The organism is Pseudomonas sp. GW822-FHT02D10, assembly GCF_058802345.1.
This window is the reverse complement of record NZ_JBXAOB010000017.1, coordinates 88,948-115,170: the sequence shown is the minus strand read 5'-3', so window position 1 is coordinate 115,170 and position 26,223 is coordinate 88,948. Positions and strand designations below refer to the sequence as shown.

The following is a 26,223-nucleotide window of genomic DNA, read 5'->3' as shown; positions in this document are numbered from 1 at the left end:
CATGCCCGAGCATTCGACTTCGTTGAACCTGATCCAGCACCACCCCGCCGAAGGCCCGGGTGCGATTGACGACTGGGCCGAGTCCCGGGGGCTGACGCTGAAGGTGTTCCGCGCCGACCTTGGCCAGCTCCCTCCAGCAGGCGCTGCGCCGGTCATCATTCTGGGCGGGCCCTATGAAGCCAACGCAGGTCCCGAGTGGCTGGCCGAGGAACGTCGGTGGCTGGCCGCAAGCATCGCGCAGGGCGCGCCCGTGTTCGCCATTTGCCTGGGTGCTCAGTTGCTGGCGTTGAGCCTGGGTGGGAACGTGCGGCGAATGGCCCAGACCGAAACCGGCTGGACCAAGGTCACGTTCGCCGACGGGCGCGCATTGCAGGTACTGGAATGGCATGAGGATGCGATTGATCTGCCACCAGACGCACGCTTACTGGCCAGCAGCGCCGTGTGTGAGCAACAGATGTACGCAGTGGGCTCGACCCACGTCGGATTGCAGTTTCACCCCGAATGGAACTCCGAGTCGGTAGCGCTACTCAACGCTCACTTTGGCGAAGAATCGCCCCTGCCGCGGGATCAGGACGACAGCGCCGCTTACCGCCAGGTGTTCGACTGGTTGCAAGCGACGCTCGACGAGTGGCGTGCAGCGTAGCGTTAGTTGAAGATCTCAGCCTGCGGCAGCTCCATCGAACCAGAAACCCTTCTGGAGCTGGTGAAGCCTGCGATCTTTAAAGCCTCATCAGCATTCGCAACCAATCGCCGCACTGACAGGTCGTTCAACCGCGCGGCTCAACTCAAAGCCTTCATCCAGCCACCCGGTTACTCCGCCGATCATTTCCTTGACCGGGTATTCCAGAGCCGCGAGTTTCACCGCAGCCTTATTCGCGCCGTTGCAGTGAGGGCCGGCGCAATACACCACAAACAGCGTGGTTTTCGGGTAAGCCGCCAGTCGTTCAGCGCTGATCAAGCGCTGAGGAATGTTGATCGCACCCGGCACATGCCCGCGCTCGAACGCCAATGGACCGCGCACATCCACCAGAACGAAGTCCACGTCACCGGCCTGCTGGCTGCCAAAAACGTCGGAACAGTCGGTTTCAAAGGTCAGGCGGTTGCTGAAGTGCATCAGGGCAACAGCGGATGGAGCGGCAGGAATGTCGCGAACCAGACTGGTCATGGGTGTTCTCCAAAGCGTATGTGGGCGTGAGAGGACTGTATCCAACAAGCCGATACCGCTACAGTGGCGCACAAGACACTCACTGGGAATTTTCCGCCAAATGCACACTGAACCCGGATTAGTCGCGATTCTGGCCTACGACGGTCTCTGCACTTTCGAGTTCGGAATTGCCGTGGAGATCTTCGGCCTGGCACGGCCGGAGTTCGACTTCCGCTGGTACGAACACCGGATCGTCGGCGTCGATCAGGGACCGATGCGCGCCATGGGCGGCATTCAGGTATTGGCAGACGGCGGCATGGAACTGCTGGAGACCGCGCGAACCATCATCATCCCCGGCTGGCGCAGCCGCAGTGAGGCGGTGCCCGAAGCGCTGCTTTCGGCCCTGCGCCAGGCCCATGCCCGAGGTGCGCGACTGCTGTCGATCTGTTCCGGGGTGTTTGTACTCGCGGCCACGGGGCTGCTCGACGGGCTGAGCGCAACGACTCACTGGCGCTATACCGAGGAACTGGCCGAGCGCTTCCCGAACATTCTGGTCGACCCCGATGTGCTGTATGTCGATGCGGGTCAGTTGATCACGTCCGCCGGCAGCGCCGCCGGCATGGATGCGTGCCTGCATCTGGTGGCGCGGGACTTCGGCACCCAGGTGGCCAACTCGGTGGCACGCCGGTTGGTCATGTCGCCGCAACGTACCGGCGGTCAGGCGCAGTTCATTCCCGCCCCCGTCAGCCGCACACCCCGCAGCGATCTGTCGCGCGTCATGCAGTGGGCCCGCGAGCGCCTGCATGAACCATTGGGCGTACGCGAACTGGCGAGCCAGGCGGCCATGAGCGAGCGAACGTTTCTGCGACGTTTCAGCGAAGCCACCGGTGCCTCGCCCAAATCCTGGCTGCAACAGCAACGTTTGGCGCGTGCTCGGGAATTACTGGAAAGCAGCGCCCACAACACCGAGTCCATCGCGTTGCAATGTGGTTACCGTTCGGTGGAGAGTTTCCGGGTGGCGTTTCGCAGCGTGGTCGGGTTGCCGCCGTCGGTGTATCGGGAGCGGTTTGGCCGCGAGGTGAAAGCGCTGTCGATGTGATTGCTTTCGATTGAGGGGAAGCTGAAAATGCGATCACCCGCAAACAGAGCAGCACGCCGTTTGCGGGTGAGGTGCAGCGCCCGGACTTAGTGCCCGCTGCGCAGCATTTCTTTCGACACGTATTTGCCGATTTCAAACTTTCCGATCGCTGCACGGTGCACTTCGTCCGGGCCATCGGCCAGACGCAGCGTACGTTGCATGGCGTACATATAGGCCAGCGGGAAATCGTTGGAGACACCCGCGCCACCGTGGATCTGAATCGCCCGGTCGATGACCTTCAAGGCAACATTCGGCGCAACCACCTTGATCTGGGCGATTTCGCTTTTCGCCACTTTGTTGCCCGCGGTGTCCATCATGTAGGCGGCTTTGAGGGTCAGCAGCCGCGCCATGTCGATTTCCATCCGCGAGTCGGCGATCTTGTCGATATTGCCACCCAAGCGCGCCAGGGGTTTACCGAAGGCGGTGCGGTTGATCGAACGCTTGCACATCAATTCCAGTGCCCGCTCCGCCATGCCGATCGAGCGCATGCAGTGGTGAATCCGGCCCGGGCCAAGGCGCCCCTGGGCGATCTCGAAGCCACGACCCTCACCCAACAGCACATTTTCATACGGTACGCGGACGTTCTCGAACAGCACTTCGGCGTGACCGTGAGGCGCGTCGTCGTAACCGAACACCGGCAGCGGACGAACAATCTTCACGCCGGGAGCATCCACCGGCACCAGAATCATCGAGTGCTGCTGGTGGCGCGGTGCGTCGGGGTTGCTCAGGCCCATGAAAATCAGGATTTTGCAGCGTGGATCGCACGCGCCGGAGGTCCACCACTTCTTGCCGTTGATCACCCACTCGTCGCCATCACGCACCGCACGGGCGGCCATGTTGGTGGCGTCGGAGGACGCTACGTCCGGCTCGGTCATGGCGAACGCCGAACGGATCTCGCCGCGCAGCAGCGGCTCCAGCCAACGTTGCTTTTGCTCTTCATTGGCGTAGCGCACCAGCACTTCCATGTTGCCGGTGTCCGGCGCCGAGCAGTTGAACGGTTCAGGCCCGAGCAAGGAGCGGCCCATGATTTCCGCCAATGGCGCGTATTCGAGATTGGTCAGGCCGGCGCCCAGCTCGGACTCCGGCAAAAACAGGTTCCACAAGCCTTCGGCCTTGGCCTTGTTTTTCAGCTCTTCCATGATTGCAGTCGGCTGCCAGCGATCGCCTTCGGCGACCTGGCGTTCGAACACCGCTTCGGCTGGATAAACATAAGCATCCATGAACGCAGTCACGCGTTCACGCAGTTCCTGAACCTTGGGCGAATAGGCGAAATCCATGGGCAGTTACCTTTTTTGACGAGGTGTTGAAGACGTTGTTGAGGTCATGAATCGATGCTAGATCAGCGTTGATAATTTACCTAGCCTATTCTCGGCGTGTATTAACATTCATCACCGATATATGATCGACTGATCGAGCCCACCTGCCCCTATAACAAAAACCAAGAGCGAAACGCCATGAATCTAAGCAAGGTCGACCTCAACCTTTTCATCGTCTTTGACGCGATCTACACCGAAGCCAACCTGACCCGCGCCGGGCAGATTGTCGGCATTACCCAGCCGGCGGTGTCGAACGCTCTGGCCCGCCTGCGCGAGACCTTCAACGACCCGTTGTTCGTGCGTACCGCCCAGGGCATGGTGCCTACGCCCATGGCGCAGAACATCATCGGCCCGGTACGTAACGCCTTGTCGCTGCTGCGGGTTTCGGTGCAGGAAAGCCGGATTTTCAACCCGCTGCAGGCGGTCAAGACCTACCGCATCAGCATGACCGACCTCACCGAAGCGGTGATCCTGCCGCCTTTGTTCCAGCGTCTGCGGCGGCTGGCGCCGACGGTGATCATTGAGAGTTTCCTGTCCAAACGCCGCGAGACCACCAAGGAGCTCGCCGCCGGCCGCCTGGACTTTGCTGTCGACGCACCGCTCAACACCGACCCGCAAGTGCGCCACGTCAAGCTGATGGAAGACCGTTACGTGTGCGCCATGCGCAAGGGCCATCCCCTGGCGAGTAAGGAAAAATTCACCCTCGACGACTACCTGTCACTGACCCATGTACACATTTCCAGCCGTCGTAGCGGCTTGGGTTACGTCGACCTGGCCTTGGGAAAAATGGGCATCCAGCGCAAGATCGCCCTGCGTTCGCAGCATTATCTGATGGCCTCGCAGGTGTTGCAGCAGACCGACATGGTGATGACCGTGCCGGAACGTTTCGCCCGCCGTCATGACCTGCACGCCTTTCATCTGCCGGTCAATGATGTGCCGCCGGTGGAAACCCACCTTTACTGGCACGAAAGCACCGACCAGGACCCGGCCAACCGCTGGATGCGCGAGCAGATGATCGAGTTGTGCCAGCAAGTGACGGCGCATGAGAAGAAGCTGGATAAAGCGTAAGACATTGGACCGCGTTATCGTTCTTCGTCGGATCGCCGCCCGGAGCAAGCCCGCTCCCACACTGTATCGGTGTTGAACATAGGATTTGATGCTCGAACTCGGTTTAGTGTAGGAGCGGGCTTGCTCGCGAAGAGGCCGGTTATGACAATGAAGATCAACACCCTTGACGTTTACGTCAACCTGACATTAGCTTAGCGCCATGACCTCTTTTTCGAGCGCGCCCATGAGTAGCCAGACCTACAGCATTTCCGACCTCGCCCGCGAGCTCGACATCACCACCCGCGCCATTCGCTTTTACGAAGAGCAAGGCCTGCTCAGCCCGGAGCGCCGTGGCCAGGAACGCATCTACTCGCCGCGCGACAAGGTCAGCCTGAAGCTGATCCTGCGCGGCAAGCGCATCGGCTTTTCTCTGGCCGAATGCCGCGAATTGATCGAACTCTACGACCCCACCAGTGGCAATCAGAAACAGTTGCACAGCATGCTGGCGAAAATCACCGAACGCCGTGAACAGCTTGAACAGCAGCTGCTGGACATCGAGCAGATGAAACTGGAACTCGACACCGCTGAAGAACGCTGCGTCCAGGCGTTGGAACAGACGATCAAGAGCCAGCAGACGGTCTGATCGTTCCCACATAACAACAGGTGAATTCCTTATGTCCCTCCCCACCCACGTACGCCTGATCGAAGTCGGCCCACGCGATGGTTTGCAGAACGAAGCCCAACCCATCAGCGTCGCGGACAAGGTGCAGTTGGTCGATGCACTCAGTGCCGCTGGCCTTGGCTATATAGAAGTCGGCAGTTTCGTATCGCCGAAATGGGTGCCGCAAATGGCCGGCTCGGCAGAGGTTTTCGCGCAGATCCAGCGCAAACCCGGCGTGACCTACGGCGCACTGGCACCGAACCTGCGCGGGTTCGAAGACGCGATCGCTGCCGGGGTCAAGGAGGTCGCGGTGTTCGCGGCCGCGTCCGAAGCCTTCTCGCAACGCAATATCAATTGCTCGATCAGCGAAAGCCTGGAGCGTTTCGTGCCGATCATGGACGCCGCCAGACAACACGGCGTCAGCGTGCGCGGTTACGTGTCCTGTGTGCTCGGCTGCCCTTACGAGGGTGACGTGGCGCCTGCGCAAGTCGCGATGGTTGCGCGCGAGCTGTACGCCATGGGCTGCTACGAGGTGTCCCTCGGTGACACCATCGGCACCGGCACCGCTGGCGCAACACGCAAGATGTTCGAGGTGGTTTCAGTCGATGTGCCACGGGACAAACTGGCCGGGCATTTCCACGACACCTACGGTCAGGCCATGGCCAACATCTATGCCAGTCTGCTGGAAGGGATCGCAGTATTTGACAGTTCCATCGCCGGCCTCGGCGGCTGCCCGTACGCCAAGGGCGCCAGCGGTAACGTCGCCACCGAAGATGTGCTGTACCTGCTCAACGGCCTGGGCATCGAGACCGGCGTCGACATGGAAAAACTGATTCTGGCCGGCCAACAGATCTGTAATGTCCTGGGCCGCCCGACCGGTTCACGCGTGGCCAAGGCCCGTAGCGCCAAGTGATGTATCCGGGTGTTACCGCCCCCGCAACAAAACGAGTAACACGGAAACAATCTGACCGAATTTTTATGAACGAATCGTCCTACAAAATGTTAAGTGATTGATTTTAAATGACTTTAAAAAGTTGGCATGGCTTCTGCTATCTCTATGGCATAACAAGAATAAAAAGCAGCAAACCTAATAAAAATAAGACGTAACGACTCTGACATAACAAAAACAACACGGCAGAGACGCAGCTAACAGATTTTTTTGGAGAAGGTGTGCTTTTCAGGGTGCTGCTTGCAGTAACCCGCAACCGGGCAGAGAACAACAAAACTACCTTCAGGTAGCTCCCGAACTGGTTGGATCGCTTGGCGAAAAGGCAGATCAGCGCTCAAAAAAATACGTTTGCTCTTGACCCCGGATGGGGGTCACCCAAAACAGCTGTAAAGGGCCACGGTTGCCAAAAACAACAACAGACCGCCCCTCAATAATAAAAAAAGAGCACGCAACGACAAATTAAAGGGGAGCTTCGGCTCCCCTTTGTGCTTTCTGGCGTTTGGGTTTTGGCCGCTCATCCTGTGGGAGCGGGCTTGCTCGCGAAGGGGGCAGCACATCCAGCATTGATGTGACTGATAGACCGCTTTCGTCGGATCGCCGCCCGGAGCAAACCCGCTCCCACAGGATTGTCGTTAACCTTTGTTGGCTTTCAACTCCTCGATACTGATCTCACGCATCTTGAACTTCTGGATCTTGCCGGTCACGGTCATCGGAAATTCCTCGACGAACTTGAAGTAACGCGGCGTCTTGAAGTGTGCAATCCGCTCCTTGCACCAGGTTTGCAACTCTTGCTCAGTGGCGCTGTGGCCCGGATGAAACTTGATCCAGGCAACGACCTCCTCACCGTATTTCTCACAGGGAATGCCGATGATCTGCACATCCGCCACTGCCGGGTGAGTGAAGAAGAACTCTTCCAGCTCTCGCGGGTAAATATTCTCGCCACCGCGAATGATCATGTCCTTGTTACGTCCGGCGATGCAGACGTAGCCGTCTTCGTTCATGGTCGCCAGATCGCCGGTGTGCATCCAGCCCGCCTGATCGATCGCCTCGGCCGTGCCTTGCGGGTTGTTCCAGTAACCGAGCATCACGCTGTAACCGCGGGTGCACAACTCACCGATGGTCCCACGGGGCACCAGATTGCCCGCCTCATCGATGATTTTGCTTTCCAGCTGCGGCTGGGTACGGCCGACGGTGGTGACGCGCAGTTCCAGGTCATCTGACGGACCAGTCTGTAGCGACACCGGGCTGGTTTCGGTCATGCCGTAGGCAATCTGTACTTCGCTCATGTGCATTTCGCTGATGACCCGACGCATCACTTCAATCGGGCAGGTCGCCCCGGCCATGATCCCGGTACGCAGCGTCGACAGGTCAAACTCTGCACGGCGCGGTTGATCAAGCATCGAAATGAACATGGTCGGCACACCGTACAACGCGGTGGCTTTCTCTTGTGCAACGGTGGTCAGCGTCAACAACGGGTCGAACGCATCGTTGGGATAAATCATGGTGCTGCCATGGGTGACGCAACCCAAGTTACCCATGACCATGCCGAAGCAGTGATACAGCGGCACCGGAATCACCAGACGATCGTTGGCGGTCAGCCCAAGGCTTTCGCCGACCATGTAACCGTTGTTGAGGATGTTGTAGTGACTGAGGGTCGCGCCCTTGGGGAAACCGGTGGTGCCGGAGGTGTATTGAATGTTCACCGCCTGGTCGAAATGCAGGCTGTTTTGGCGTGCCTTGAGCTGTTCGACCGGCACTCCGGCACCGAGATCCGTCAGTTGCGACCACGGCAGGAAACCTGAGGGCGGCTGCGCGTCGAGGCTGATCACACCACGCAAATCCGGCAGGCGTTCGGACTGCAAGCGACCTATGGATTGTTCGGCCAGTTCCGGCACCAGGCCTCGCAACATCGCGTGGTAATCGGACGTCTTGAACGAGCCGGCACACACCAGCCATTGGCAACCGGACTGCTTCAGCACGTACTCAAGTTCGGAGCTGCGGTAGGCCGGATTGATGTTGACCAGAATCACCCCGATTTTCGCGCTGGCGAACTGGCTGATGCACCACTGCGCACAGTTTGGTGCCCAGATGCCGAGACGGTCACCGGTCTGCAAGCCCAGCGCCAGCAAGGCCCTGGCGTGCAAATCGACGGCTTCGGCCAATTGCGTCCAGCTAAAGCGAAGTTGCTGATGACGCACCACCAATGCTTCGCCCTGCGGGTACTTCGCGACGGTGTTATCGAACGCCTGACCAATGGTCATCGCCAGCAAGGCTTTGTCCTGCGAACCACGACTATAGCTGTGCTGTGGGTGAGCACTGTGTTGATCCATGACGACCCCTATTGTCTTTTTTAGTGGGTGAGACGGTTGAACCTTTGCCGGTGACAGGCTTAGCTGCTCCTACGCAAACGGTTCGATTTTCAACCTCGAAACTGCCTCTACTCTCGCTCAAGTTGACGTTAACGTAAAGGGTGATTGACAGCCATTCGTCACAGGCTTACGTTAACGTAAAGGTGACAGTCGATTCGGCGCACTTCGCAGGCCGAGTCTCCATTTATAAAAACAAGTTTGAAGGTGCCCCATGAGCTATCCGACCCTGAATTTTGCCCTCGGCGAAACCATCGACATGCTGCGTGACCAGGTCCGTGCCTTCGTCAGCAAAGAGATCGCCCCACGCGCCGCACAGATCGATATCGACAACCTGTTCCCGGCTGACTTGTGGCGCAAATTCGGCGACATGGGGTTACTGGGGATTACCGTTCCAGAAGAATACGGCGGCGCCGGCCTCGGCTATCTGGCGCACGTGGTAGCGATGGAAGAAATCAGCCGCGGCTCGGCCTCGGTCGCCCTTTCCTACGGCGCGCACTCCAACCTCTGCGTTAACCAGATCAACCGCAACGGCAATCACGAACAAAAAACCAAGTACCTGCCGAAGCTGATCAGCGGCGAACACGTCGGTGCCCTGGCCATGAGCGAACCGAACGCCGGCTCCGACGTGGTGTCGATGAAACTGCGCGCCGACAAACGTGGCGACCATTACGTGCTCAACGGCAGCAAGACCTGGATCACCAACGGTCCGGACGCCAACACCTACGTGATCTACGCCAAGACCGACCTGGAAAAGGGCCCACACGGCATCACCGCCTTCATCGTCGAACGTGACTCGAAAGGCTTCAGCCGCAGCAACAAATTCGACAAGCTCGGCATGCGCGGCTCGAACACCTGCGAGCTGTTCTTCGACGACGTTGAAGTCCCCGAAGAAAACATCCTCGGCGTGCTCAACGGTGGCGTGAAAGTGCTGATGAGCGGCCTCGACTACGAGCGCGTGGTGCTCTCCGGCGGGCCAACCGGGATCATGCAGGCCTGCATGGACCTCATCGTTCCGTACATCCACGACCGCAAACAATTCGGGCAAAGCATCGGCGAATTCCAGCTGATCCAGGGCAAGGTCGCCGACATGTACACCCAGCTCAATGCCAGCCGCGCCTATCTGTACGCGGTGGCCCTGGCCTGCGAGCGTGGTGAAACCACCCGCAAGGACGCTGCCGGCGTGATCCTCTACAGCGCCGAGCGCGCCACACAAATGGCCCTCGATGCAATCCAGATTCTGGGCGGTAACGGCTACATCAACGAATTCCCGGCAGGCCGTCTGCTGCGTGACGCCAAGCTGTATGAAATCGGCGCGGGCACCAGTGAGATCCGTCGCATGCTGATCGGTCGCGAACTGTTCAACGAAACCCGCTAACGGAGCTGTCCATGGCAATCCTGCACACCCAGCTCAACCCCCGTTCGGCGGAGTTCGCCAGCAACAGCGCGGCGATGCTTACCCAGGTCGACGCCCTGCACACCCTGCTCGCCCAGGTCCAGCAAGGTGGCGGCGCCAAGGCCCAGGAACGGCATACCTCACGCGGCAAACTGCTGCCCCGTGAGCGGATCAATCGCTTACTCGACCCAGGTTCGCCCTTTCTGGAAATCAGCCAACTGGCGGCTTACGAAGTCTATGGCGAAGACGTTCCGGCAGCCGGGGTGATCGCCGGAATCGGCCGGGTCGAAGGTGTCGAATGCATGATCGTCGCCAACGACGCGACGGTGAAAGGCGGCTCGTACTACCCTTTGACCGTGAAGAAACACCTGCGCGCCCAGACCATCGCCCAACAGAACCGCCTGCCGTGCATCTACCTGGTGGACTCTGGCGGCGCCAACCTGCCGCGTCAGGATGAAGTATTCCCGGACCGTGAACACTTCGGCCGGATTTTCTTCAACCAGGCCAATATGAGCGCCATGGGCATCCCGCAGATCGCCGTGGTCATGGGCTCCTGCACCGCCGGTGGCGCTTATGTACCGGCCATGGCCGATGAAGCGATCATGGTCCGTCAACAGGCGACGATTTTCCTTGCCGGCCCGCCGCTGGTGAAAGCCGCGACCGGTGAAGTGGTCAGCGCCGAAGACCTTGGCGGTGCCGATGTGCACTGCAAGATTTCTGGCGTGGCCGACCACTATGCCGACAGCGACGAACACGCGCTGGCGCTGGCTCGGCGCAGCGTGGCCAACCTCAACTGGCGCAAGCTCGGCGAGTTGCAGCAACGCACGCCGATCGCCCCGCTGTTTGCCAGCGATGAGTTGTACGGCGTGGTGCCGGCCGACGCCAAGCAGCCGTTTGATGTGCGTGAAGTCATTGCGCGCCTGGTCGACGGTTCGGTGTTCGATGAGTTCAAAGCGCTGTTTGGTACGACGCTGGTCTGTGGCTTTGCGCACCTGCACGGCTACCCGATCGCGATTCTCGCCAACAACGGCATCCTCTTCGCCGAAGCTGCGCAAAAAGGCGCGCACTTCATCGAACTGGCCTGCCAGCGCGGGATCCCATTGTTGTTCCTGCAAAACATCACCGGCTTCATGGTCGGCCAGAAATACGAGGCCGGGGGCATCGCCAAGCATGGCGCAAAACTGGTCACCGCCGTGGCCTGCGCCAAGGTGCCGAAATTCACCGTGATCATCGGCGGCAGCTTCGGCGCCGGTAACTACGGCATGTGTGGACGGGCCTACGATCCGCGGTTCCTGTGGATGTGGCCGAACGCGCGAATCGGCGTGATGGGCGCCGAGCAAGCTGCGGGCGTGCTGGTGCAGGTCAAGCGCGAACAGGCTGAACGTAGCGGCCATGCCTTCTCTGACGCTCAGGAAGCCGAGATCAAGCAACCGATCCTCGACCAGTACGAAGAACAGGGCCACCCCTACTACTCCAGCGCCCGGCTGTGGGACGACGGTGTCATTGACCCAGCGCAAACCCGCGACGTACTGGCTCTGGCGTTGTCTGCATCGTTGAATGCACCTATCGAACCGAGCCGCTTCGGCGTGTTCCGGATGTGATCTGGAGAAAACCATGAGCGACTTCAATACCCTGGAACTGCTGACCGACCCGCGTGGTTTCGCCACGCTGTGGTTGAGCCGCGAGGCGAAAAACAACGCCTTCAACGCCGAAATGATCCGCGAACTGATCCTCGCGCTCGATAAGGTCCAGAGCAACTCAAGCCTGCGTTTTCTGCTGTTACGCGGGCGTGGCAAACATTTTAGCGCTGGCGCTGACCTGGCCTGGATGCAGCAATCGGCCGAACTCGATTACCACACCAACCTTGACGACGCCCGCGAGCTGGCTGAGTTGATGTACAACCTGGCCAAGCTGAAGATCCCGACCCTCGCGGTGGTACAAGGTGCGGCCTATGGCGGTGCACTCGGTTTGATCAGTTGCTGCGACATGGCGATTGGCGCCGATGATGCGCAATTCTGCCTGTCGGAAGTACGCATCGGTCTGGCGCCGGCGGTGATCAGCCCGTTCGTTGTGCAAGCCATCGGCGAACGTGCCGCACGCCGTTATGCGCTGACCGCTGAACGCTTCAGCGGCCAACGCGCTCAAGAAATCGGCCTGCTCAGCGAAAGCTATCCGGCCAGCGAACTGGAGCCGCAGGTCGAACAGTGGATCAACAATCTGTTGCTCAACAGCCCGAACGCCATGCGCGCCAGCAAGGACTTGTTACGCGAAGTCGGCAACGGTGAGCTGACCCCGGCGCTGCGGCGCTATACCGAAAACGCCATTGCCCGAATTCGCGTCAGCCCTGAAGGCCAGGAAGGCCTACGGGCGTTCCTGCAAAAACGTCCGCCGAGCTGGCAGCCCGAAACCACCACCAAGGAGCCGCGTTGATGAGCGCCCCTGTTCTCACCACCTTGCTGGTGGCCAACCGTGGCGAAATCGCCTGCCGAGTCATGCGCACCGCAAAGGCGCTGGGGCTGACCACCGTGGCCGTGCACAGCGCCACCGATCGTGACGCGCGGCACAGTCGCGAGGCAGACATCCGCGTCGATCTGGGCGGCAGCAAAGCGGCTGACAGCTACCTGCAAATCGACAAACTGCTCGCCGCCGCCAAGGCCAGTGGTGCCCAGGCGATTCACCCAGGTTATGGCTTCCTCTCGGAGAACGCCGGCTTCGCTCGCGCCATTGAAGCCGCCGGTTTAATTTTCCTCGGCCCACCCGCTTCGGCCATCGACGCCATGGGCAGCAAATCCGCCGCCAAAGCCCTGATGGAGACTGCTGGCGTACCGCTGGTGCCGGGTTATCACGGCGAAGCTCAGGACCTGGAAACCTTCCGCGATGCCGCCGAACGCATCGGCTATCCAGTGCTGCTCAAGGCGACTGCCGGCGGCGGCGGTAAAGGCATGAAAGTGGTCGAGGACGTCAGCCAGTTGGCCGAGGCCCTGGCCTCGGCCCAGCGTGAAGCCCTGTCTTCATTCGGCGATTCGCGGATGCTGGTGGAGAAATACCTGCTCAAACCGCGTCATGTGGAAATCCAGGTTTTCGCTGATCAACACGGCAACTGTCTGTACCTCAACGAACGTGACTGCTCGATTCAACGTCGCCACCAGAAAGTCGTCGAAGAAGCGCCGGCGCCCGGCCTTAGCACGGAACTGCGCAAAGCCATGGGGGACGCGGCAGTCCGTGCGGCGCAGGCGATCGGCTACGTCGGCGCAGGCACTGTGGAGTTTCTGCTGGATTCGCGCGGTGAGTTCTTCTTCATGGAGATGAACACCCGTTTGCAGGTCGAGCACCCGGTCACGGAAGCCATCACCGGCCTTGACCTGGTGGCCTGGCAGATTCGCGTCGCCCAAGGCGAGCCGTTGCCGATGACTCAGGCGCAGGTGCCGTTGCTCGGCCATGCGATTGAAGTGCGTTTGTATGCCGAAGACCCGAGTAATGATTTCCTGCCGGCGACTGGCCGTCTCGATCTGTATCGCGAGCCAGCCGCAGGCCCGGGCCGGCGCGTCGATAGCGGTGTCGAGGAAGGCGACAGCATTTCGCCGTTCTACGATCCGATGCTCGGAAAACTCATCGCCTGGGGCGAGGACCGCGAGCAAGCACGTCTGCGGCTGCTGAGCATGCTCGATGAGTTCGCCATTGGCGGCTTGAAGACCAACATCAGCTTTCTGCGCAGAATCGTCGGTCACCCAGCCTTCGCCGCAGCTGAACTGGATACCGTATTCATCCCACGCTATCAGGAACAATTACTGCCAGCGCCAAACGAACTCAGCGATGAATTCTGGCAAGCCGCCGCTCAAGCCTTCGCACAAAGCCAGGCACACACCGTACGCACTGATGACCCGAGTTCGCCATGGGCCGTTGGCAGCGGTTTCCGTGCCGGGTTGCCGGCAGAAATCACGCTGCATTTGAGTTGCGAAGGGCAAGACCGGGCCATCACCCTGGCCCCGGCCGACACACGCAACGCCGAGCTCAACGGCGAGCAATTGCTGGTCGAGCATCACGGCTTGCGCCGTCAGCATCGGGCAATCCGTCATGGCGAAAGCCTCTACCTGCAATGGGAAGGTGAGCTGCGCTGCATCAAGCCTTACGACCCTATCGCCGCTGTCGAAGCCAGCCATAGTCATCAGGGCGGCCTGACCGCACCAATGAATGGCAGCATCGTCCGTGTATTGGTAGTGCCTGGGCAAACGATCGAAGCAGGTGCGCAACTGGTGGTACTGGAAGCCATGAAAATGGAGCACAGCATTCGTGCGCCCCATGCGGGCGTGGTCAAAGCCCTGTATTGCCAGGAAGGCGAGATGGTCAACGAAGGCAGCGCGCTGGTGGAGCTGGAATAGTCGCGGTCTGATGACAGGTCCTACGCCGTAGGACCTGTCTGACTAGAACTTGGCTGTTGCCTGCACTACGACACCAATAATTTGGCACTCGTCGGTAAACAGGGCTTTCGGGTAAGTCGGATTCAGCGGCACGAGATATCGCTGACCGCCCTCTTCGATCAACTTGCGGAACGTCGCTTCGGCGCTATCTGGCCACTGTGCAATCACCAGTTTTCCGGGCACGGCTTCAACCGCCGGGTCGACCAGAATCAGCATGTCTTGCGCAATACTGATGCCGCTCGGCGCAGTCATCGCATCTCCGACCACGACCAGCCAGAACGCCGGACCTTGGGCGTGATAATCCGATAACTCGTAGCGGCTCTTGGCATAAGCGGCCGGCGCAGACTCACGCACTTCACCAATGCCGCGCCAATCATTGACCGGGTAACGAAAGTACGGATTGTACTTTTGCGCCAGCGACACGTCGTAATCGCCCTCTTCAGCATCGTCCTTCGCAACCTCGGGCTCCCTGATCACCAGGGCGACTTCGAGAAACCCCAGCCCCAACGCCTGAAGCACTCGGTTCATGTCCTCGAGGCTGGGCTCACGACGCTTGTTCAGCCAATGGCCGACGCCGCCCTGAGACATTGCGAGGCGCTCTGCGAGCTTTTCCTGAGTGATTTTGAGTTCACTCATCTTGGCCTTGACCAACTCAATCCATTTATCCATGGGCGGAACAATACTTCGCGCAGTCGGACCCTCAACACACACATTGTAGTATTTAATTTTTCGTCATGAATACATTTAGTACTAGGATTCAGATTACTCATTCGCCCCACTCACGGAGCAATACCCAGCATGGATATCACCCGCAAAGACACGACAGAACCGGAAATCGACGCGAACTTCACCTCACTCAAAGGCTGTGCCGCAGCCCAGCGCGCCCTCGACTATTACTTGAAACCAACTGTTTCAGAATTCGAAGTCGCGGAACGATTCTTCGATGTAAACCGTAACATCAGCAGTGAGGAAGCTCTGGTCCATGCGTCGGACTTGCTGCGCTGCGCAGCAGCGACTGCTTATGAGTCGGCGGACAACCTGCATGGCGCAAGCCGCGATCTGGCGTTTTCAGTGGTACACATGATCGACATGGCCAAGGCCATGGTCGACAGATCCCTGGATGGTGACCAGAAAGATTGAACAGGAAAAAAGCGAAATGAACGCTGCGATTTGAGTCACGTCGCAGACGTTTGGGAAAGCCACAGGAAAAAAATTCCAATGAGGCTGATGAAAACATTTGACTTGCAAATGATAATGATTATTATTGCATGCAACTGATCGCGAGATCAGTCGATAGACCAAGAGACCTTAGGTCGGACTCCTGGAATATCTCCTCATCAGGCTAATCACGGTTTTTGACCCGGCTTTTTGCCGGGTCTTTTTTTGCCAATTATTCTGGCTATGGCTTCAGGCTAATGAAGACGGGTGCTGCTAAATTCGATGGCGCGGATGATATCAAAAGAGCATCTTTTTGCAACAAACCGCTCAAACACGGGCTATAAGCAGCAGAAAATAGCACTTGAGAGCCAATCGCATAAACTCTAAGCTGCTGCTGCGTCAAGGACGACGCCCCCCATTTTATCCCGCGTAAATTGCCCTCAGTTTTCCCCACCCTTGCGTGTAAAGTAACAGCCATAAAAATCATACTCAGGAATAGATTATGACCGTGGCTCACCGCTCCTTTGATATCACTGCCAACTTCGACAGCGGCAACATCGAGGTGCTGGACCTCAGCAATCCATTGCAGGCCTTGCTGGCCATCAAACCAGACACCCGCAGTCAGCATTTCCAGTGGTTTCACTTCAAGGCCAGTGGTCTGCACGTTGGCCAGGAACATTGGTTTCGACTGAACAACGCCAGTAAATCCTCCTACAACAAGGCATGGGACGGTTACCAGGCCGTGGCGTCGTATGACCACGTGAACTGGTTCCGCGTACCGACGATCTTTGAAGGCGACTGCCTGCGCTTCAGCCTGGAAGCCACCGAGACTCACGCCTGGTTCGCCTATTTTGAACCCTACAGCCGCGGACGCCATGACTGGCTGATCGAGCAAGCGCTGAGCAAGGCCGGCACCGAACTGCTGGCCACCGGCAAAAGCGCCGAAGGTCGCGACATTCAACTGCTGCGCAAAGGTAGCGGCGCCGAAGGCCAGCGCAAGGTCTGGATCATCGCCCAGCAGCATCCTGGCGAACACATGGCCGAATGGTTCATGGAAGGTGTCATAGAGCGCCTGCAACAGCACATTGACCCTGAGTTGAACAAACTGCTGGCCAGCGCCGATCTGTACCTGGTCCCGAACATGAACCCGGATGGCGCCTTCCATGGCCACTTGCGCACCAACGCCATGGGCCAGGACCTCAACCGCGCCTGGCAGAGCGCGAGCCAGGAAATCAGCCCGGAAGTATTCTTCGTTCAACAACAGATGGAGAAGTACGGCGTCGACCTGTTCCTCGATATCCACGGCGATGAAGAAATCCCTTACGTGTTCACCGCCGGTTGCGAAGGCAACCCGGGTTACACGCCGCGAATCGCGAAACTCGAAGAACACTTCCACAGTCATCTGAAACACCTGACCCGCGACTTCCAGACCACCCACGGCTACACCCGCGATCTGCCGGGCAAGGCCAACATGACCCTGGCCTGCAACAGCGTCGGGCAGAAGTTCGATTGCCTGTCGTTGACTCTGGAGATGCCCTTCAAAGACAACAACGACGCACCGAATGCGCTCACCGGCTGGTCCGGCAAGCGCTCGATGCAGTTGGGTAAGGATGTGTTGTCGACCATAGCGGAGATGGTCGGCATGCTGCGCTGATGCCTCTCAATGGCTGTGTGCCCATAGGCGTGCAGCCATTGCAGGTTGATCAGTGATCCTTGCCATTCAGCATGCTCTCCAACACCCCATCACGACGCACCCAGCCATGGAACAACGCCGCCGCCAGGTGCAGCAGAACAGTCAGAAACAGCAGGTACGCCAGATAACCGTGGGCGCTGCGCAGGAAGGCAAACAGCAGCGCATTCGCCGGCACAATCGAGGGTAATTGCCACGAACTGCCGAGCATCACCGGATCCCCCGCCGCCGAGATCATCGCCCAGCCCAGCAATGGCAGGATCAGCATCAAGGCGTAAAGCAGCACATGCGACGCCTTGGCCGCCAGCAGTTGCCAGCCCGGCAAGTCTGTCGGTAACGGCGGTTGGCGAGTCGAGAAGCGCACGAACAGCCGCACGATCACCAACAGCAATATCGCCACACCCAACGGCTTATGCAGATGGATCAACCATTCATGGCGTTCGGACACTGACGCGACCATGCCGGCACCGATAAACAGCATGGCGATGATCATCACGGCCATCAGCCAATGCAGCAGTCGCGCCAGTGGAGCGAAATGATGAGGGTGCGCGCTCATTGTGGCGACTCCTGTTTGGTGGTGGGCAACTGGCCGACTTCAGCGGTTCGACGCAGGTAAGAACGGGCATAAGCCGCCGAACGTGCGGCCAGCAATGGGTCATCGGAACCCTCGATACCGCTCGGTAGTACCAACGGGTCGTAGTTGATATCGCGGCATTCGCCATCGTTTTGCGCCTGGGTGCTTTCCAGCACCAGGGTCCCGGCGTTCAAGACCTTGCGCTCACCCAGCCAGGCCTTGCTGGCGTCGTTGGTCGGGTCAGCAGGAGCCGCCAGCGTGATAGTCAGCTGCCAACGCAACGGCTCAGTCTTCAATCGCTGGAGCAGGTCCTTTTCCAGGAAATCCGCACCTTCAGGAGCGCTGGCACCGGCCGCATCTTGCGCCACGGGAACCACGCTCCAGCGCACCGCCTGACGCTGGCCTGCCGCGTTGACCAGATAAAAAGCATTGATGCCGTTGTAGGTCTCGGTCGCGTAACTCGCCGACGGCTTGGCGGTCTTGACCCATTGCAGAAAAGGCGCGGTTTCCGGGTGAGCGGCAAAGAACGCCGGCACGCTGGCAGGATTGGGTTTACCGGTAGCCGGATCGGGTGTCTGGGCCTGTTGCAACTGATAGAACGCCTCGGGTGTGCCCACCGGGAACACCGGCATGCTGTTCATCCCCGTGCGCCATTGCTGACCGTTGGCCTGCTTGAAGCGCAACGCCAGGCTGCGGATCGGCACGCTGCTGTCCGGCGCGTAGGGATTGCCACTGGGCAGCGCAAAACGCCCCACGACCGGCGTTCGCGCCGCGCTGAAAACCTGGGCGGTTGAATACGGGCGCGCCTCGTTGCTACTTTCAAAATACCCGACAACGCACACGCCTTTACCGTGATTGCGCCGAAACCCCGGGTGTACGCCGTTGTTTTTCTCGAACACGTCGACCAGCGCTTTCGGCGTCAGACGCTGCGGGGTAAACGTGCCATTGACGTAGGCAAAGGCCCCGGCCAGTGCAGCGACTACCGCGCCGATTCCGGCCAGACGCAAGCTCAGGTTTGCGCCGCTCAGGGGCTTTCTGTCGGGCCGTGACGGCGGTGCTGAACGATCAACCATGAATATCTCCAGGGCCGTGGGCCACCGGTGGAAAGGATCAATCAGACGAAGCCCACAGAGGTTTATTCCATGACCCGGTATTTATTTTTCGAACGCTGGAATAACCTCCAATGCCGGGCGTCTCCCTAGTCCCTGCGTAGTGACTAGCCAGCATTCCATGAACGATCTCGACGAACCGTTACGTGAACTCATCCCCAGACTGCGGCGATTTGCCGTGTCGCTGACGCGCAACCCCAGCAACGCTGACGATCTGGTGCAGTCGTGCCTGGAGCGGGCGCTGTCGGGATGGGGCGAGAAACGCCCGGACGGCGATTTGCGCGCCTGGCTGTTTTCGATTCTGTATCGACAGTTTCTCGACGCCCATCGACGCTCAAGGCGCTACGCGCGAATGCTTGAGTTCTTCACCGGTCGCGACGAAGCCCAGCCCTCGGTCGAGCGCACGGTGCTGGCGCAATCGACGCTGCAAGCCTTCGATAAACTGACCACCGAGCAACGCGCGCTGTTGCTCTGGGTCTCGGTGGAAGGCTTGAGTTACAAGGAGGTCGCCGAGATTCTCGACGTTCCTACCGGCACGGTGATGTCTCGTCTGTCCCGCGCTCGCCAGGCCTTGCGCCAGCTCAGCGACGGCGAAATCACCAGCCCCTCTTTGCGGATACTCAAATGATCAGCATGCCCCCAAGCATTAGTGACCTGCACGCCTACGTCGACCATCAACTCAATGACATGGATCGGCGCCTGGTGGAAACGTACCTGGCGGCCAATCCGCACGTTGCCGAGCAGGTTCAGGCCTGGCAACAGGACGCCCAGCAACTGCGTGCAGCCTTGAGCGGCGCCTTGCAGCAACCCGCCAACCCGGACCTCGACCCCAGTGTGATTCGCCAGCGCCTGAAGCGTCAGTCCCGCCGCCACTTGGCCAGCGCCGCCGTGTTGCTGATCGCGGTCAGCGTCGGCGGTTTGAGCGGCTGGCAAGCACGGGAAATGACCATGGCAGGCGCGGCACCGCCGATGACCGACGCGATGCAGGCATACCGGATGTTCGCCCAGCAAGGCATCCTGCCGGCCGATTACACGGTCACCGATGACGGCGATATGCAGGGCTGGCTCGACCATTACTTCTCCCAGGCCAATCGCCTGCCGAACCTCGCCAACTCGGGGTTCAAACCGGTCAGTGGACGGTTGCTAAGCACCGAACAAGGGCCCGCAGCGATGGTGATGTACGAGGACCAGAGCGGCCGCAAAATCAGTTTTTACATCCGTCCGCCGGGCCCGAAAAACAACCTGCTGCCACGCGGCAGTCGCAGCGACGGCGAGTTGCAGGCTGAGTACTGGTCGGGGCCCGGGTACAACTATGCGATGGTCAGTGAAGCTCGGGATCCGGCGACGCAGATACTCAAGCAGATGCAGAGGTTTTAAGACTTGCAGAGCAATCGGCTAAAAACTCAGCGACTTTCATAGGCAAAAAGCTCTACCAACCGCCTATTTTTGTCGAACAACTCGAAACTTTCATCGACACCGGTGGAAGGAAAATTCACCGTCTGGTTAGAATTGGACCGCCGTCGCTCAGGGGGAGCAGGCAAAAAGACCACGGGGGACAACACTTGGCCGCTATCCCGCCCAACCGTTCACGACTCAAACCACGTTGGCCGGCCCTGCGCAGGCTCCTCGGCAAGCCCCTCGTGGCCCCTGCACACAACGACGCAAACGGCCAGGTGATTCACGAGTACTTTCGCCACAAAGCCCACGGTCAGGGCTACACCCTCAGTCACAGTCAACAACGGGTGATCGACTGCATGGCGCAATTGGCGAATGCGCTGCTGGACAGCCGCGCCCCTGCGCAGACAACTCGAAGCCTTTACCTGCACGGCGCGGTCGGCCGAGGCAAAAGCTGGTTGCTCGATGGTTTTTTCCAGGCATTGCCGGTTGCCAAAAAACAACGTGTGCACTTTCATGACTTTTTTGCGCAACTGCATCAGGGCATGTTCCGCCATCGTGCGCAGACCGATGCGCTGGCGTGCACGCTGAATGAACTGCTCAAGGATTGCCGCGTGCTGTGTTTCGACGAATTTCACGTCCATGACATCGGCGACGCGATGCTCATCACCCGGTTGTTCAAGGCACTGTTCCAGCGCGGCACCCTGCTGCTGGTCACGTCCAACTATCCGCCCCAGGGTTTGTTGCCCAACCCGCTCTACCACGCACGATTCAAGCCGGTCATCGACCTGATCCATGCACGCATGCAGGTCATGGAGGTCGGTGGCCCTCACGATTACCGCAGCCAGGTGCGAACCCATTCGCAGCAGGTATTCACCCAGGGCCAATACATCTGGCCAACCACGACGTCGCAACGTCAGGCCTTGAAGCTGCCGCAACAGGATGCTTCCAACATCGCCCTGCCGGTTGGCACTCGCCAGCTTCAGGCGAGGCATTGTGAAGACCGAACCATCGCCTTCACCTTCAACGACCTGTGCGAACAACCCACGGCCGTGATGGACTACCTGGAACTGTGCCGACGCTTCGACACCTGGATCATCGACGCGCTGCCGGATCTGGCGGACTGTCCGATTGCCACTCAACAGCGTTTCATCAACCTGATCGACGTACTTTACGACCAGGACAAACGCCTGATCCTGCTCGGCGAACGACCGTTGCGCGAGCACTTGGGCGGTGACGCCATCGACTTGGCGCGCACCCGCAGTCGACTGGGACAGCTGGTGGACGTCGGGCCGGCGCTATAAAGCGTCCAGCGCAGTGGGTTTTGCCGTTATCATGGCGGCGTTTTTTGTGGGCTACAGGCCGTTCTTTTCTCATTGGTTGGATGTGTTCATGCATACCCTTGCACAACTGCGAGCCGGCACGCTTGCGGGGCTCAAACGTCTGGATCTGTCGTGTGGACTGACTGAATTTCCCCAGGAAATCTTCGATCTGGCGGACTCACTGGAGGTGCTCAACCTCAGCGGCAATGCCTTGAGCAGCTTGCCGGATGACCTGCATCGCCTGACGCATCTGCGCGTGCTGTTTTGCTCGGACAATCAGTTCCGCGAGCTGCCGACCTGCCTCGGTCAATGCGCGCAACTGACGATGATCGGTTTCAAGGCCAATCGTCTGGAGCGAGTCCCGGCCGCAGCGCTGCCGCCGCTGCTGCGCTGGCTGATCCTGACCGACAACTGCATCAGCGAGTTGCCGAGCGAATTGGGCGAACGACCGCACCTGCAAAAACTGATGCTGGCCGGTAACCACCTGCAAAGCCTGCCCGCAAGCTTGAGCCAGTGTCATCAGCTGGAGCTGATCCGCATCGCCGCCAACCGCCTGACCGAGTTACCGCAGTGGCTGCTGACATTGCCGGGGCTCGCATGGCTGGCATACGCCGGTAACCCGCTGGAAACCGAGGCCGATGCCGCCGCCCTCGAAGCCACAGCGAACATTCCCTGGTCGCAACTGCACCTGCAGCAACAACTGGGTGAAGGCGCTTCCGGGGTGATTCATCAGGCGTTGTGGGAACAGCCGTCACAGCCTGAACGCAAGGTTGCGGTGAAACTCTATAAAGGTCACATGACCAGCGACGGTTCACCGCTGCATGAAATGAATGCCTGCATTACCGCCGGCATTCACCCCAATCTGATCAAGGTCGAGGGACGGATCGTCGATCATCCGCAGGCGCAGGCCGGGTTGGTCATGCAGTTGATCGAGCCGAGCTATCGCAATCTGGCGGCGTTGCCGAGCCTGGCCTCTTGCAGCCGTGATGTGTACGCAGACGACACGCGTTTCAGTGCAGCCGTGGCGCTGCGGATCGCCAGCGGCATTGCCTCGGCCGCTGCGCACCTGCATCAGCAAGGCATCACCCACGGCGACCTGTATGGCCACAATACGCTGTGGAATGAGCACGGCGATTGCCTGTTGGGCGACTTTGGCGCGGCGTCCTTCCATGCCACCTCAGACACGCTGGAGACACGTGCGCTGCAACGCATCGAAGTGCGGGCCTTCGGGATTCTGTTAGGTGAGCTGCTGGAGCGGATCGACTCAGGCTTGAGCATTGAACGCCGTGAGCGCTTGATGGACTTGCAGACCCGCTGCTGTCAGCCGGATGTGCTGGCGCGCCCAGGTTTTGAGGAAGTCGAAACCGCGTTGCGCGCGGCCTGAAACGATCGCGGGCATCGCAATGATGCCCGCGAAGACAGCCTGTCAGGCGACAGTCGCTGTCGGCTTAACCCGCCAACCCGACAAACATGTCCTGCACGTCGTCATGGTTATCGAGGCCTTCGAGGAAGGCTTCGACTTCTTCCATTTGCGCGTCGGTCAAACCGCTGACCGGGTTCTTCGGCTTGTAACCGAGCTTCGCCGACAACACCGTGAAACCCTGCTCAGGCAAGGCTTTCTGTACCGAGTCGAGGTCAGTGGCCTCGGTAATGAACAGGGTCGCGCCGTCTTCGCCCGGCTCGAAATCCTGTGCACCGGCTTCGATAGCGGCCATTTCCGGATCGGCGTCGGGAGTGTCCGGGGACGCCTCGATCATGCCCACATGGTCGAAGTCCCAGGCCACCGAACCGGAAGCACCCAGCTGCCCTTTACGGAACGCTACGCGGATTTCCGCCACGGTACGGTTGATGTTGTCGGTCACGCATTCAACGATCAGCGGCACCTGATGCGGGGCGAAGCCTTCGTAGGTCACGCGGTGGTACTGCACGGTGTCGCCGAGCTGGCCCGAACCTTTCTTGATGGCACGTTCCAGGGTTTCACGCGGCATCGAGGCTTTTTTGGCCTGTTCGACCACCAGTCGCAGGTGTGCGTTGGTGCTGATATCAGCACCGTTGCGTGCAGCAATGGTGATTTCTTTCACCAGTTTGCCGAAGATCTTGCCCTTGGCATTGGCTGCCGCTTCTTTGTGTTTAACCTTCCACTGTGCGCCCATTACTCACTCTCTTGATCTGTGGCGCCGAGACATCTATTGGCCGACGCTTTGCGCAAGTTTATACGGCAAAAAGTTGGCAATCGACCAAAAAGTGTTGTGAGCGATCGACATCGTCACAACCTGTTGTAGGGCTTTTCTGAAATATCGGTTTAGCGTGACTATTGAGCGCCAGTGTTTCGTAATCTCTGTGCCCCGTACTTCATGGCAAAAGAGTGTTTGATGCACAACGACATGGAAAGTCCCTTCATCCTGACGCTCACCGAGCTCGCCTTGAGTTTTCAGGTCCGACAGTTCAGCGGTCGCGAAGCCCTCAACCAGGTCTATCGTTTCGACATCGAAATGCTCGGACCACAGCCGGCGCTGAGTCTGGATCAGCTGCTGCATCAGCCGGCATTCCTCAACCTGAGCCACACCACCGGTATCCACGGCATCATCCACAGCGCCGGCCTGCAGTACTGCGGTGCGCAACAGATCGGCTACAGCCTGAACCTCGCCCCCCACCTGCTCGCGCTGGAGCAACAGCGCGGTCGACGGGTATTCCAGCAACTGAGCGTGCCAGAGATCCTGCGCCAGCTACTGGCAGAGCATCGACTGCCGCCCGACAGTTACCGTTTTGAGCTGCCCAACGGTGAGTATCCGCAGCGCCCGTTTTGTATTCAGTACGATGAAACCGATCTGCACCTGTTGCAACGACTGTGTGAAGAGGAAGGCATTCACTATCACTTCGAACACCAGCGCGAGGGGCATGTGCTGGTGTTCGCCGATGACAGTGGCAGCTTTGCGCAGCGGCCGGTCGATAGCACTTTTCACCCCGCCGCGCTGAATGCCGGACCGCCGCGGATCAGCCAGCTCTTTCAATGCCATAGCCGGCTGACCACCGGGCCGCGAACAACACTCCAGCAGCACGCCAGAACTCACCTCGCGGCAACCGAACCTGGAGACTCTGCAAACCAGACAGACCTCGACAGCCTGCACCCAACGGGCCGAATCACTCCCCAAAAGGCCCGGCGCAACCAGATCGGTCGCCGCGAGCTCGAGCGGCTGCGCAGCCTGCATCGCCAGATCCAGGGCCACAGTACGCTGCCCGAACTGCTCAGCGGCCGGCTGCTGCAAGTCACCGCGCATCCCGTCCCGGCGTTCAACGATCAATGGTTATTAAGTGAAGTGCTGCATCAGGGCAAACAGCCTGATGTCGACACGGCGTTGCCTGAAACTGAGGGTTATCGCAATCAGTTCAAGGCCATTCCCTGGTCAACCGCGTTCCGACCGGCCCTCAAACATTCCAGGCCGTGTATCAGTGGTTACCAGATGGCTCAGGTCCTCGGTCCGGCCGGTAAGCCGCCGCACGTCGACGAACACGGGCGAATCAACATCTGCCTGTGGCCTGAGCCGCAATCCGGCGGGCAAGGCTCCTCAAGCATCTGGTTGCCGATTGCACACGCCGGGACGGGGCGCTCGAGCTTGCCACTGGCTGGCAGCGAGGTGCACGTGAGTTTCCTCGATGGTGATCCTGATCGGCCGGTGCTCTGCACAGGTTTCGCTGGCGTACAACCGGGCGAGCCGCTGCAAAGGGCCGATGATCAACCCATGAGCCCCAGCGGCAATGGCGATTTCCTGAACGTGAATCCTGCAAGCATCCCCCCGTCAGAGCCTCAGCTGGTTACCACTGAACAGGCGCCACCACCGGCTTCTTGCTGGAGTGGCGAGATCTACCTGTTCGAACGGCCTCCCGCCACCACCGAACGCCTGGCCGACACCACGTGGTACATCGTGCGCATGCCGCGCCCCGGGCTCAAGGAGCTGGGGAGCCTCAACCGTGACGATGTGGTGATGACCGGTAAAAGCCGGGCACTGGGTAACCTGTCGCTGACGAACGAACAGAAACAGCGCCTGGCCAGCGAGTTCGCCCGTACCCCCGAACAACTCTGCCTGCTGTATCCGGGGCAATGTGTGGCGCTGGCCGATTACTTCCAGCAATTCTGGAACAGCGAGCAGCGCCTGAGCTTTATCAACAGCGCCAACACCGCCAGCGCTCAGTGCCAGCCTCGTGAAACCCGTCTGCTGTTCGATTGGCTGGTGAACCGTCCGGACGCTACTCCCTAGGGTCTATTGACGTTTGGTGATTACAGGGCCGCACCCGTAGCAGCTGTCGAGCCCGCGAGGCTGCGTTCGAGGACGCAGTCCTCGCCAATCCTGCGTACTCGGTTTACCTGACAGAACGTGTTGCATGATTTTACGACCGCTTCGCGGCCGGACGCAGCCTCGCGGGCTCGGCAGCTGCTACGGGTGTTTATACTTGCCGACTCAGCCTTCGTCGCGGGCTACAGCACCTTGCGTCACGGCCTACACCTGCGCCAGAATCCGCCGGCTTGTGCGCCTTGGTCGTC

The 26,223-nt window shown here is 59.6% G+C and carries 23 protein-coding genes; 16 read left to right on the top strand and 7 right to left on the bottom strand.

Going from position 1 to position 26,223, the window contains the following annotated elements:
- Position 1 precedes the first annotated feature (1 nt).
- On the top strand, positions 2-643 hold the full coding sequence (locus AC1RPZ_RS23015) for a type 1 glutamine amidotransferase (RefSeq protein ID WP_493139682.1): 642 nt from the start codon (positions 2-4) through the stop codon (positions 641-643).
- A gap of 87 nt (positions 644-730) precedes the next feature.
- Here AC1RPZ_RS23015 and AC1RPZ_RS23010 read toward each other — a convergent pair whose 3' ends face one another.
- Positions 731-1,165, bottom strand: a complete 435-nt coding sequence (locus AC1RPZ_RS23010; RefSeq protein ID WP_493139680.1) for a rhodanese-like domain-containing protein — start codon at positions 1,163-1,165, stop codon at positions 731-733.
- A gap of 100 nt (positions 1,166-1,265) precedes the next feature.
- Between AC1RPZ_RS23010 and ftrA the strand changes: the two genes are divergently transcribed.
- Positions 1,266-2,243 (top strand): transcriptional regulator FtrA, encoded by a 978-nt coding sequence (gene ftrA, locus AC1RPZ_RS23005; RefSeq protein ID WP_493139679.1) that lies wholly within the window; start codon positions 1,266-1,268, stop codon positions 2,241-2,243.
- Between the two features lie 86 nt (positions 2,244-2,329).
- On the opposite strand, the gene AC1RPZ_RS23000 is transcribed toward ftrA, so the two are convergent.
- Positions 2,330-3,559, bottom strand: a complete 1,230-nt coding sequence (locus tag AC1RPZ_RS23000; RefSeq protein WP_493139677.1) for an acyl-CoA dehydrogenase — start codon at positions 3,557-3,559, stop codon at positions 2,330-2,332.
- 177 nt (positions 3,560-3,736) lie between these two features.
- Between AC1RPZ_RS23000 and AC1RPZ_RS22995 the strand changes: the two genes are divergently transcribed.
- The 3 genes from AC1RPZ_RS22995 to AC1RPZ_RS22985 all read left to right on the top strand — a co-directional run bounded on the left by AC1RPZ_RS22995 (position 3,737) and on the right by AC1RPZ_RS22985 (position 6,219).
- Positions 3,737-4,666 carry a LysR family transcriptional regulator gene (locus AC1RPZ_RS22995; protein WP_493139675.1) on the top strand — a complete coding sequence of 310 codons (930 nt, stop codon included), beginning with the start codon at positions 3,737-3,739 and terminating at the stop codon, positions 4,664-4,666.
- Positions 4,667-4,889: 223 nt separating this feature from the next.
- Positions 4,890-5,288: a MerR family transcriptional regulator gene (locus AC1RPZ_RS22990; protein WP_429540243.1), complete on the top strand. Its 399-nt coding sequence runs from the start codon at positions 4,890-4,892 to the stop codon at positions 5,286-5,288.
- Positions 5,289-5,319: 31 nt separating this feature from the next.
- Positions 5,320-6,219 carry a hydroxymethylglutaryl-CoA lyase gene (locus AC1RPZ_RS22985; protein WP_493139672.1) on the top strand — a complete coding sequence of 300 codons (900 nt, stop codon included), beginning with the start codon at positions 5,320-5,322 and terminating at the stop codon, positions 6,217-6,219.
- 668 nt (positions 6,220-6,887) lie between these two features.
- Here AC1RPZ_RS22985 and AC1RPZ_RS22980 read toward each other — a convergent pair.
- A complete protein-coding gene (locus AC1RPZ_RS22980; RefSeq protein ID WP_493139670.1) occupies positions 6,888-8,585 on the bottom strand; it encodes an AMP-binding protein in 1,698 nt (565 codons plus the stop codon).
- Positions 8,586-8,835: 250 nt separating this feature from the next.
- Here AC1RPZ_RS22980 and AC1RPZ_RS22975 point away from each other — a divergent pair, with 250 nt between their 5' ends.
- From AC1RPZ_RS22975 to AC1RPZ_RS22960, 4 genes are read left to right on the top strand one after another with little or no spacing between them, the layout of a single operon-like run.
- Entirely contained in the window at positions 8,836-9,999 is a 1,164-nt protein-coding gene (locus AC1RPZ_RS22975; RefSeq protein WP_493139668.1) for an isovaleryl-CoA dehydrogenase, read from the top strand.
- An 11-nt stretch (positions 10,000-10,010) separates the two neighbouring features.
- Positions 10,011-11,618, top strand: a complete 1,608-nt coding sequence (locus tag AC1RPZ_RS22970; RefSeq protein WP_493139666.1) for a carboxyl transferase domain-containing protein — start codon at positions 10,011-10,013, stop codon at positions 11,616-11,618.
- A 13-nt stretch (positions 11,619-11,631) separates the two neighbouring features.
- Positions 11,632-12,447 carry a gamma-carboxygeranoyl-CoA hydratase gene (locus AC1RPZ_RS22965; protein WP_493139664.1) on the top strand — a complete coding sequence of 272 codons (816 nt, stop codon included), beginning with the start codon at positions 11,632-11,634 and terminating at the stop codon, positions 12,445-12,447.
- On the top strand, positions 12,447-14,396 hold the full coding sequence (locus AC1RPZ_RS22960) for an acetyl/propionyl/methylcrotonyl-CoA carboxylase subunit alpha (protein ID WP_493139662.1): 1,950 nt from the start codon (positions 12,447-12,449) through the stop codon (positions 14,394-14,396). The genes AC1RPZ_RS22965 and AC1RPZ_RS22960 overlap by 1 nt, the downstream gene beginning before the upstream one ends.
- A 42-nt stretch (positions 14,397-14,438) precedes the next feature.
- On the opposite strand, the gene AC1RPZ_RS22955 is transcribed toward AC1RPZ_RS22960, so the two are convergent.
- The gene (locus AC1RPZ_RS22955; protein ID WP_493139660.1) at positions 14,439-15,104 is read right to left on the bottom strand and encodes a LexA family protein; all 666 of its coding nucleotides are present in this window, start codon (positions 15,102-15,104) and stop codon (positions 14,439-14,441) included.
- 129 nt (positions 15,105-15,233) lie between these two features.
- On the opposite strand from AC1RPZ_RS22955, the gene AC1RPZ_RS22950 reads away from it, so the two are divergent.
- Both AC1RPZ_RS22950 and AC1RPZ_RS22945 read left to right on the top strand, forming a co-directional pair.
- Positions 15,234-15,575 carry a DUF6124 family protein gene (locus AC1RPZ_RS22950; RefSeq protein ID WP_123426372.1) on the top strand — a complete coding sequence of 114 codons (342 nt, stop codon included), beginning with the start codon at positions 15,234-15,236 and terminating at the stop codon, positions 15,573-15,575.
- A gap of 520 nt (positions 15,576-16,095) precedes the next feature.
- Positions 16,096-17,247, top strand: coding sequence for a M14 family metallopeptidase (locus tag AC1RPZ_RS22945; RefSeq protein ID WP_493139658.1), 1,152 nt, complete (start codon positions 16,096-16,098; stop codon positions 17,245-17,247).
- A gap of 49 nt (positions 17,248-17,296) precedes the next feature.
- Here the strand turns inward: AC1RPZ_RS22945 and AC1RPZ_RS22940 are convergent, their stop codons facing one another.
- Together AC1RPZ_RS22940 and AC1RPZ_RS22935 are read right to left on the bottom strand one after the other, a co-directional pair.
- Positions 17,297-17,839, bottom strand: a complete 543-nt coding sequence (locus tag AC1RPZ_RS22940) for a cytochrome b (RefSeq protein WP_493139656.1) — start codon at positions 17,837-17,839, stop codon at positions 17,297-17,299.
- Positions 17,836-18,930 carry a catalase family peroxidase gene (locus tag AC1RPZ_RS22935; protein ID WP_493139654.1) on the bottom strand — a complete coding sequence of 365 codons (1,095 nt, stop codon included), beginning with the start codon at positions 18,928-18,930 and terminating at the stop codon, positions 17,836-17,838. Before AC1RPZ_RS22935 ends, AC1RPZ_RS22940 begins: the two co-directional genes overlap by 4 nt.
- 157 nt (positions 18,931-19,087) lie before the next feature.
- Here AC1RPZ_RS22935 and AC1RPZ_RS22930 point away from each other — a divergent pair, with 157 nt between their 5' ends.
- The 4 genes from AC1RPZ_RS22930 to AC1RPZ_RS22915 all read left to right on the top strand — a co-directional run bounded on the left by AC1RPZ_RS22930 (position 19,088) and on the right by AC1RPZ_RS22915 (position 23,067).
- Positions 19,088-19,594 carry an RNA polymerase sigma factor gene (locus tag AC1RPZ_RS22930; RefSeq protein WP_493139652.1) on the top strand — a complete coding sequence of 169 codons (507 nt, stop codon included), beginning with the start codon at positions 19,088-19,090 and terminating at the stop codon, positions 19,592-19,594.
- Complete coding sequence (locus AC1RPZ_RS22925) at positions 19,591-20,343, top strand: anti-sigma factor family protein (protein WP_493139650.1); 753 nt, start codon at positions 19,591-19,593, stop codon at positions 20,341-20,343. Before AC1RPZ_RS22930 ends, AC1RPZ_RS22925 begins: the two co-directional genes overlap by 4 nt.
- A 185-nt stretch (positions 20,344-20,528) precedes the next feature.
- Complete coding sequence (gene zapE / locus AC1RPZ_RS22920; RefSeq protein WP_493139648.1) at positions 20,529-21,665, top strand: cell division protein ZapE; 1,137 nt, start codon at positions 20,529-20,531, stop codon at positions 21,663-21,665.
- Positions 21,666-21,753: 88 nt separating this feature from the next.
- Positions 21,754-23,067, top strand: coding sequence for a leucine-rich repeat-containing protein kinase family protein (locus AC1RPZ_RS22915; RefSeq protein WP_493139646.1), 1,314 nt, complete (start codon positions 21,754-21,756; stop codon positions 23,065-23,067).
- 64 nt (positions 23,068-23,131) lie between these two features.
- Here AC1RPZ_RS22915 and AC1RPZ_RS22910 read toward each other — a convergent pair whose 3' ends face one another.
- Entirely contained in the window at positions 23,132-23,836 is a 705-nt protein-coding gene (locus tag AC1RPZ_RS22910; protein WP_493139644.1) for a YebC/PmpR family DNA-binding transcriptional regulator, read from the bottom strand.
- A gap of 219 nt (positions 23,837-24,055) precedes the next feature.
- On the opposite strand from AC1RPZ_RS22910, the gene AC1RPZ_RS22905 reads away from it, so the two are divergent.
- Complete coding sequence (locus AC1RPZ_RS22905; RefSeq protein WP_493139642.1) at positions 24,056-25,939, top strand: type VI secretion system Vgr family protein; 1,884 nt, start codon at positions 24,056-24,058, stop codon at positions 25,937-25,939.
- Positions 25,940-26,223: the final 284 nt, after the last annotated feature.

What these genes read in the sequence shown, in the direction of transcription:
- AC1RPZ_RS23015 (WP_493139682.1), top strand. Translation starts at nt 2, where the DNA reads ATGCCCGAGCATTCGACTTCGTTGAACCTGATCCAGCACCACCCCGCC.
- AC1RPZ_RS23010 (WP_493139680.1), bottom strand. Translation starts at nt 1,165, where the DNA reads ATGACCAGTCTGGTTCGCGACATTCCTGCCGCTCCATCCGCTGTTGCC.
- ftrA (WP_493139679.1), top strand. Translation starts at nt 1,266, where the DNA reads ATGCACACTGAACCCGGATTAGTCGCGATTCTGGCCTACGACGGTCTC.
- AC1RPZ_RS23000 (WP_493139677.1), bottom strand. Translation starts at nt 3,559, where the DNA reads ATGGATTTCGCCTATTCGCCCAAGGTTCAGGAACTGCGTGAACGCGTG.
- AC1RPZ_RS22995 (WP_493139675.1), top strand. Translation starts at nt 3,737, where the DNA reads ATGAATCTAAGCAAGGTCGACCTCAACCTTTTCATCGTCTTTGACGCG.
- AC1RPZ_RS22990 (WP_429540243.1), top strand. Translation starts at nt 4,890, where the DNA reads ATGAGTAGCCAGACCTACAGCATTTCCGACCTCGCCCGCGAGCTCGAC.
- AC1RPZ_RS22985 (WP_493139672.1), top strand. Translation starts at nt 5,320, where the DNA reads ATGTCCCTCCCCACCCACGTACGCCTGATCGAAGTCGGCCCACGCGAT.
- AC1RPZ_RS22980 (WP_493139670.1), bottom strand. Translation starts at nt 8,585, where the DNA reads ATGGATCAACACAGTGCTCACCCACAGCACAGCTATAGTCGTGGTTCG.
- AC1RPZ_RS22975 (WP_493139668.1), top strand. Translation starts at nt 8,836, where the DNA reads ATGAGCTATCCGACCCTGAATTTTGCCCTCGGCGAAACCATCGACATG.
- AC1RPZ_RS22970 (WP_493139666.1), top strand. Translation starts at nt 10,011, where the DNA reads ATGGCAATCCTGCACACCCAGCTCAACCCCCGTTCGGCGGAGTTCGCC.
- AC1RPZ_RS22965 (WP_493139664.1), top strand. Translation starts at nt 11,632, where the DNA reads ATGAGCGACTTCAATACCCTGGAACTGCTGACCGACCCGCGTGGTTTC.
- AC1RPZ_RS22960 (WP_493139662.1), top strand. Translation starts at nt 12,447, where the DNA reads ATGAGCGCCCCTGTTCTCACCACCTTGCTGGTGGCCAACCGTGGCGAA.
- AC1RPZ_RS22955 (WP_493139660.1), bottom strand. Translation starts at nt 15,104, where the DNA reads ATGGATAAATGGATTGAGTTGGTCAAGGCCAAGATGAGTGAACTCAAA.
- AC1RPZ_RS22950 (WP_123426372.1), top strand. Translation starts at nt 15,234, where the DNA reads ATGGATATCACCCGCAAAGACACGACAGAACCGGAAATCGACGCGAAC.
- AC1RPZ_RS22945 (WP_493139658.1), top strand. Translation starts at nt 16,096, where the DNA reads ATGACCGTGGCTCACCGCTCCTTTGATATCACTGCCAACTTCGACAGC.
- AC1RPZ_RS22940 (WP_493139656.1), bottom strand. Translation starts at nt 17,839, where the DNA reads ATGAGCGCGCACCCTCATCATTTCGCTCCACTGGCGCGACTGCTGCAT.
- AC1RPZ_RS22935 (WP_493139654.1), bottom strand. Translation starts at nt 18,930, where the DNA reads ATGGTTGATCGTTCAGCACCGCCGTCACGGCCCGACAGAAAGCCCCTG.
- AC1RPZ_RS22930 (WP_493139652.1), top strand. Translation starts at nt 19,088, where the DNA reads ATGAACGATCTCGACGAACCGTTACGTGAACTCATCCCCAGACTGCGG.
- AC1RPZ_RS22925 (WP_493139650.1), top strand. Translation starts at nt 19,591, where the DNA reads ATGATCAGCATGCCCCCAAGCATTAGTGACCTGCACGCCTACGTCGAC.
- AC1RPZ_RS22915 (WP_493139646.1), top strand. Translation starts at nt 21,754, where the DNA reads ATGCATACCCTTGCACAACTGCGAGCCGGCACGCTTGCGGGGCTCAAA.
- AC1RPZ_RS22910 (WP_493139644.1), bottom strand. Translation starts at nt 23,836, where the DNA reads ATGGGCGCACAGTGGAAGGTTAAACACAAAGAAGCGGCAGCCAATGCC.
- AC1RPZ_RS22905 (WP_493139642.1), top strand. Translation starts at nt 24,056, where the DNA reads ATGCACAACGACATGGAAAGTCCCTTCATCCTGACGCTCACCGAGCTC.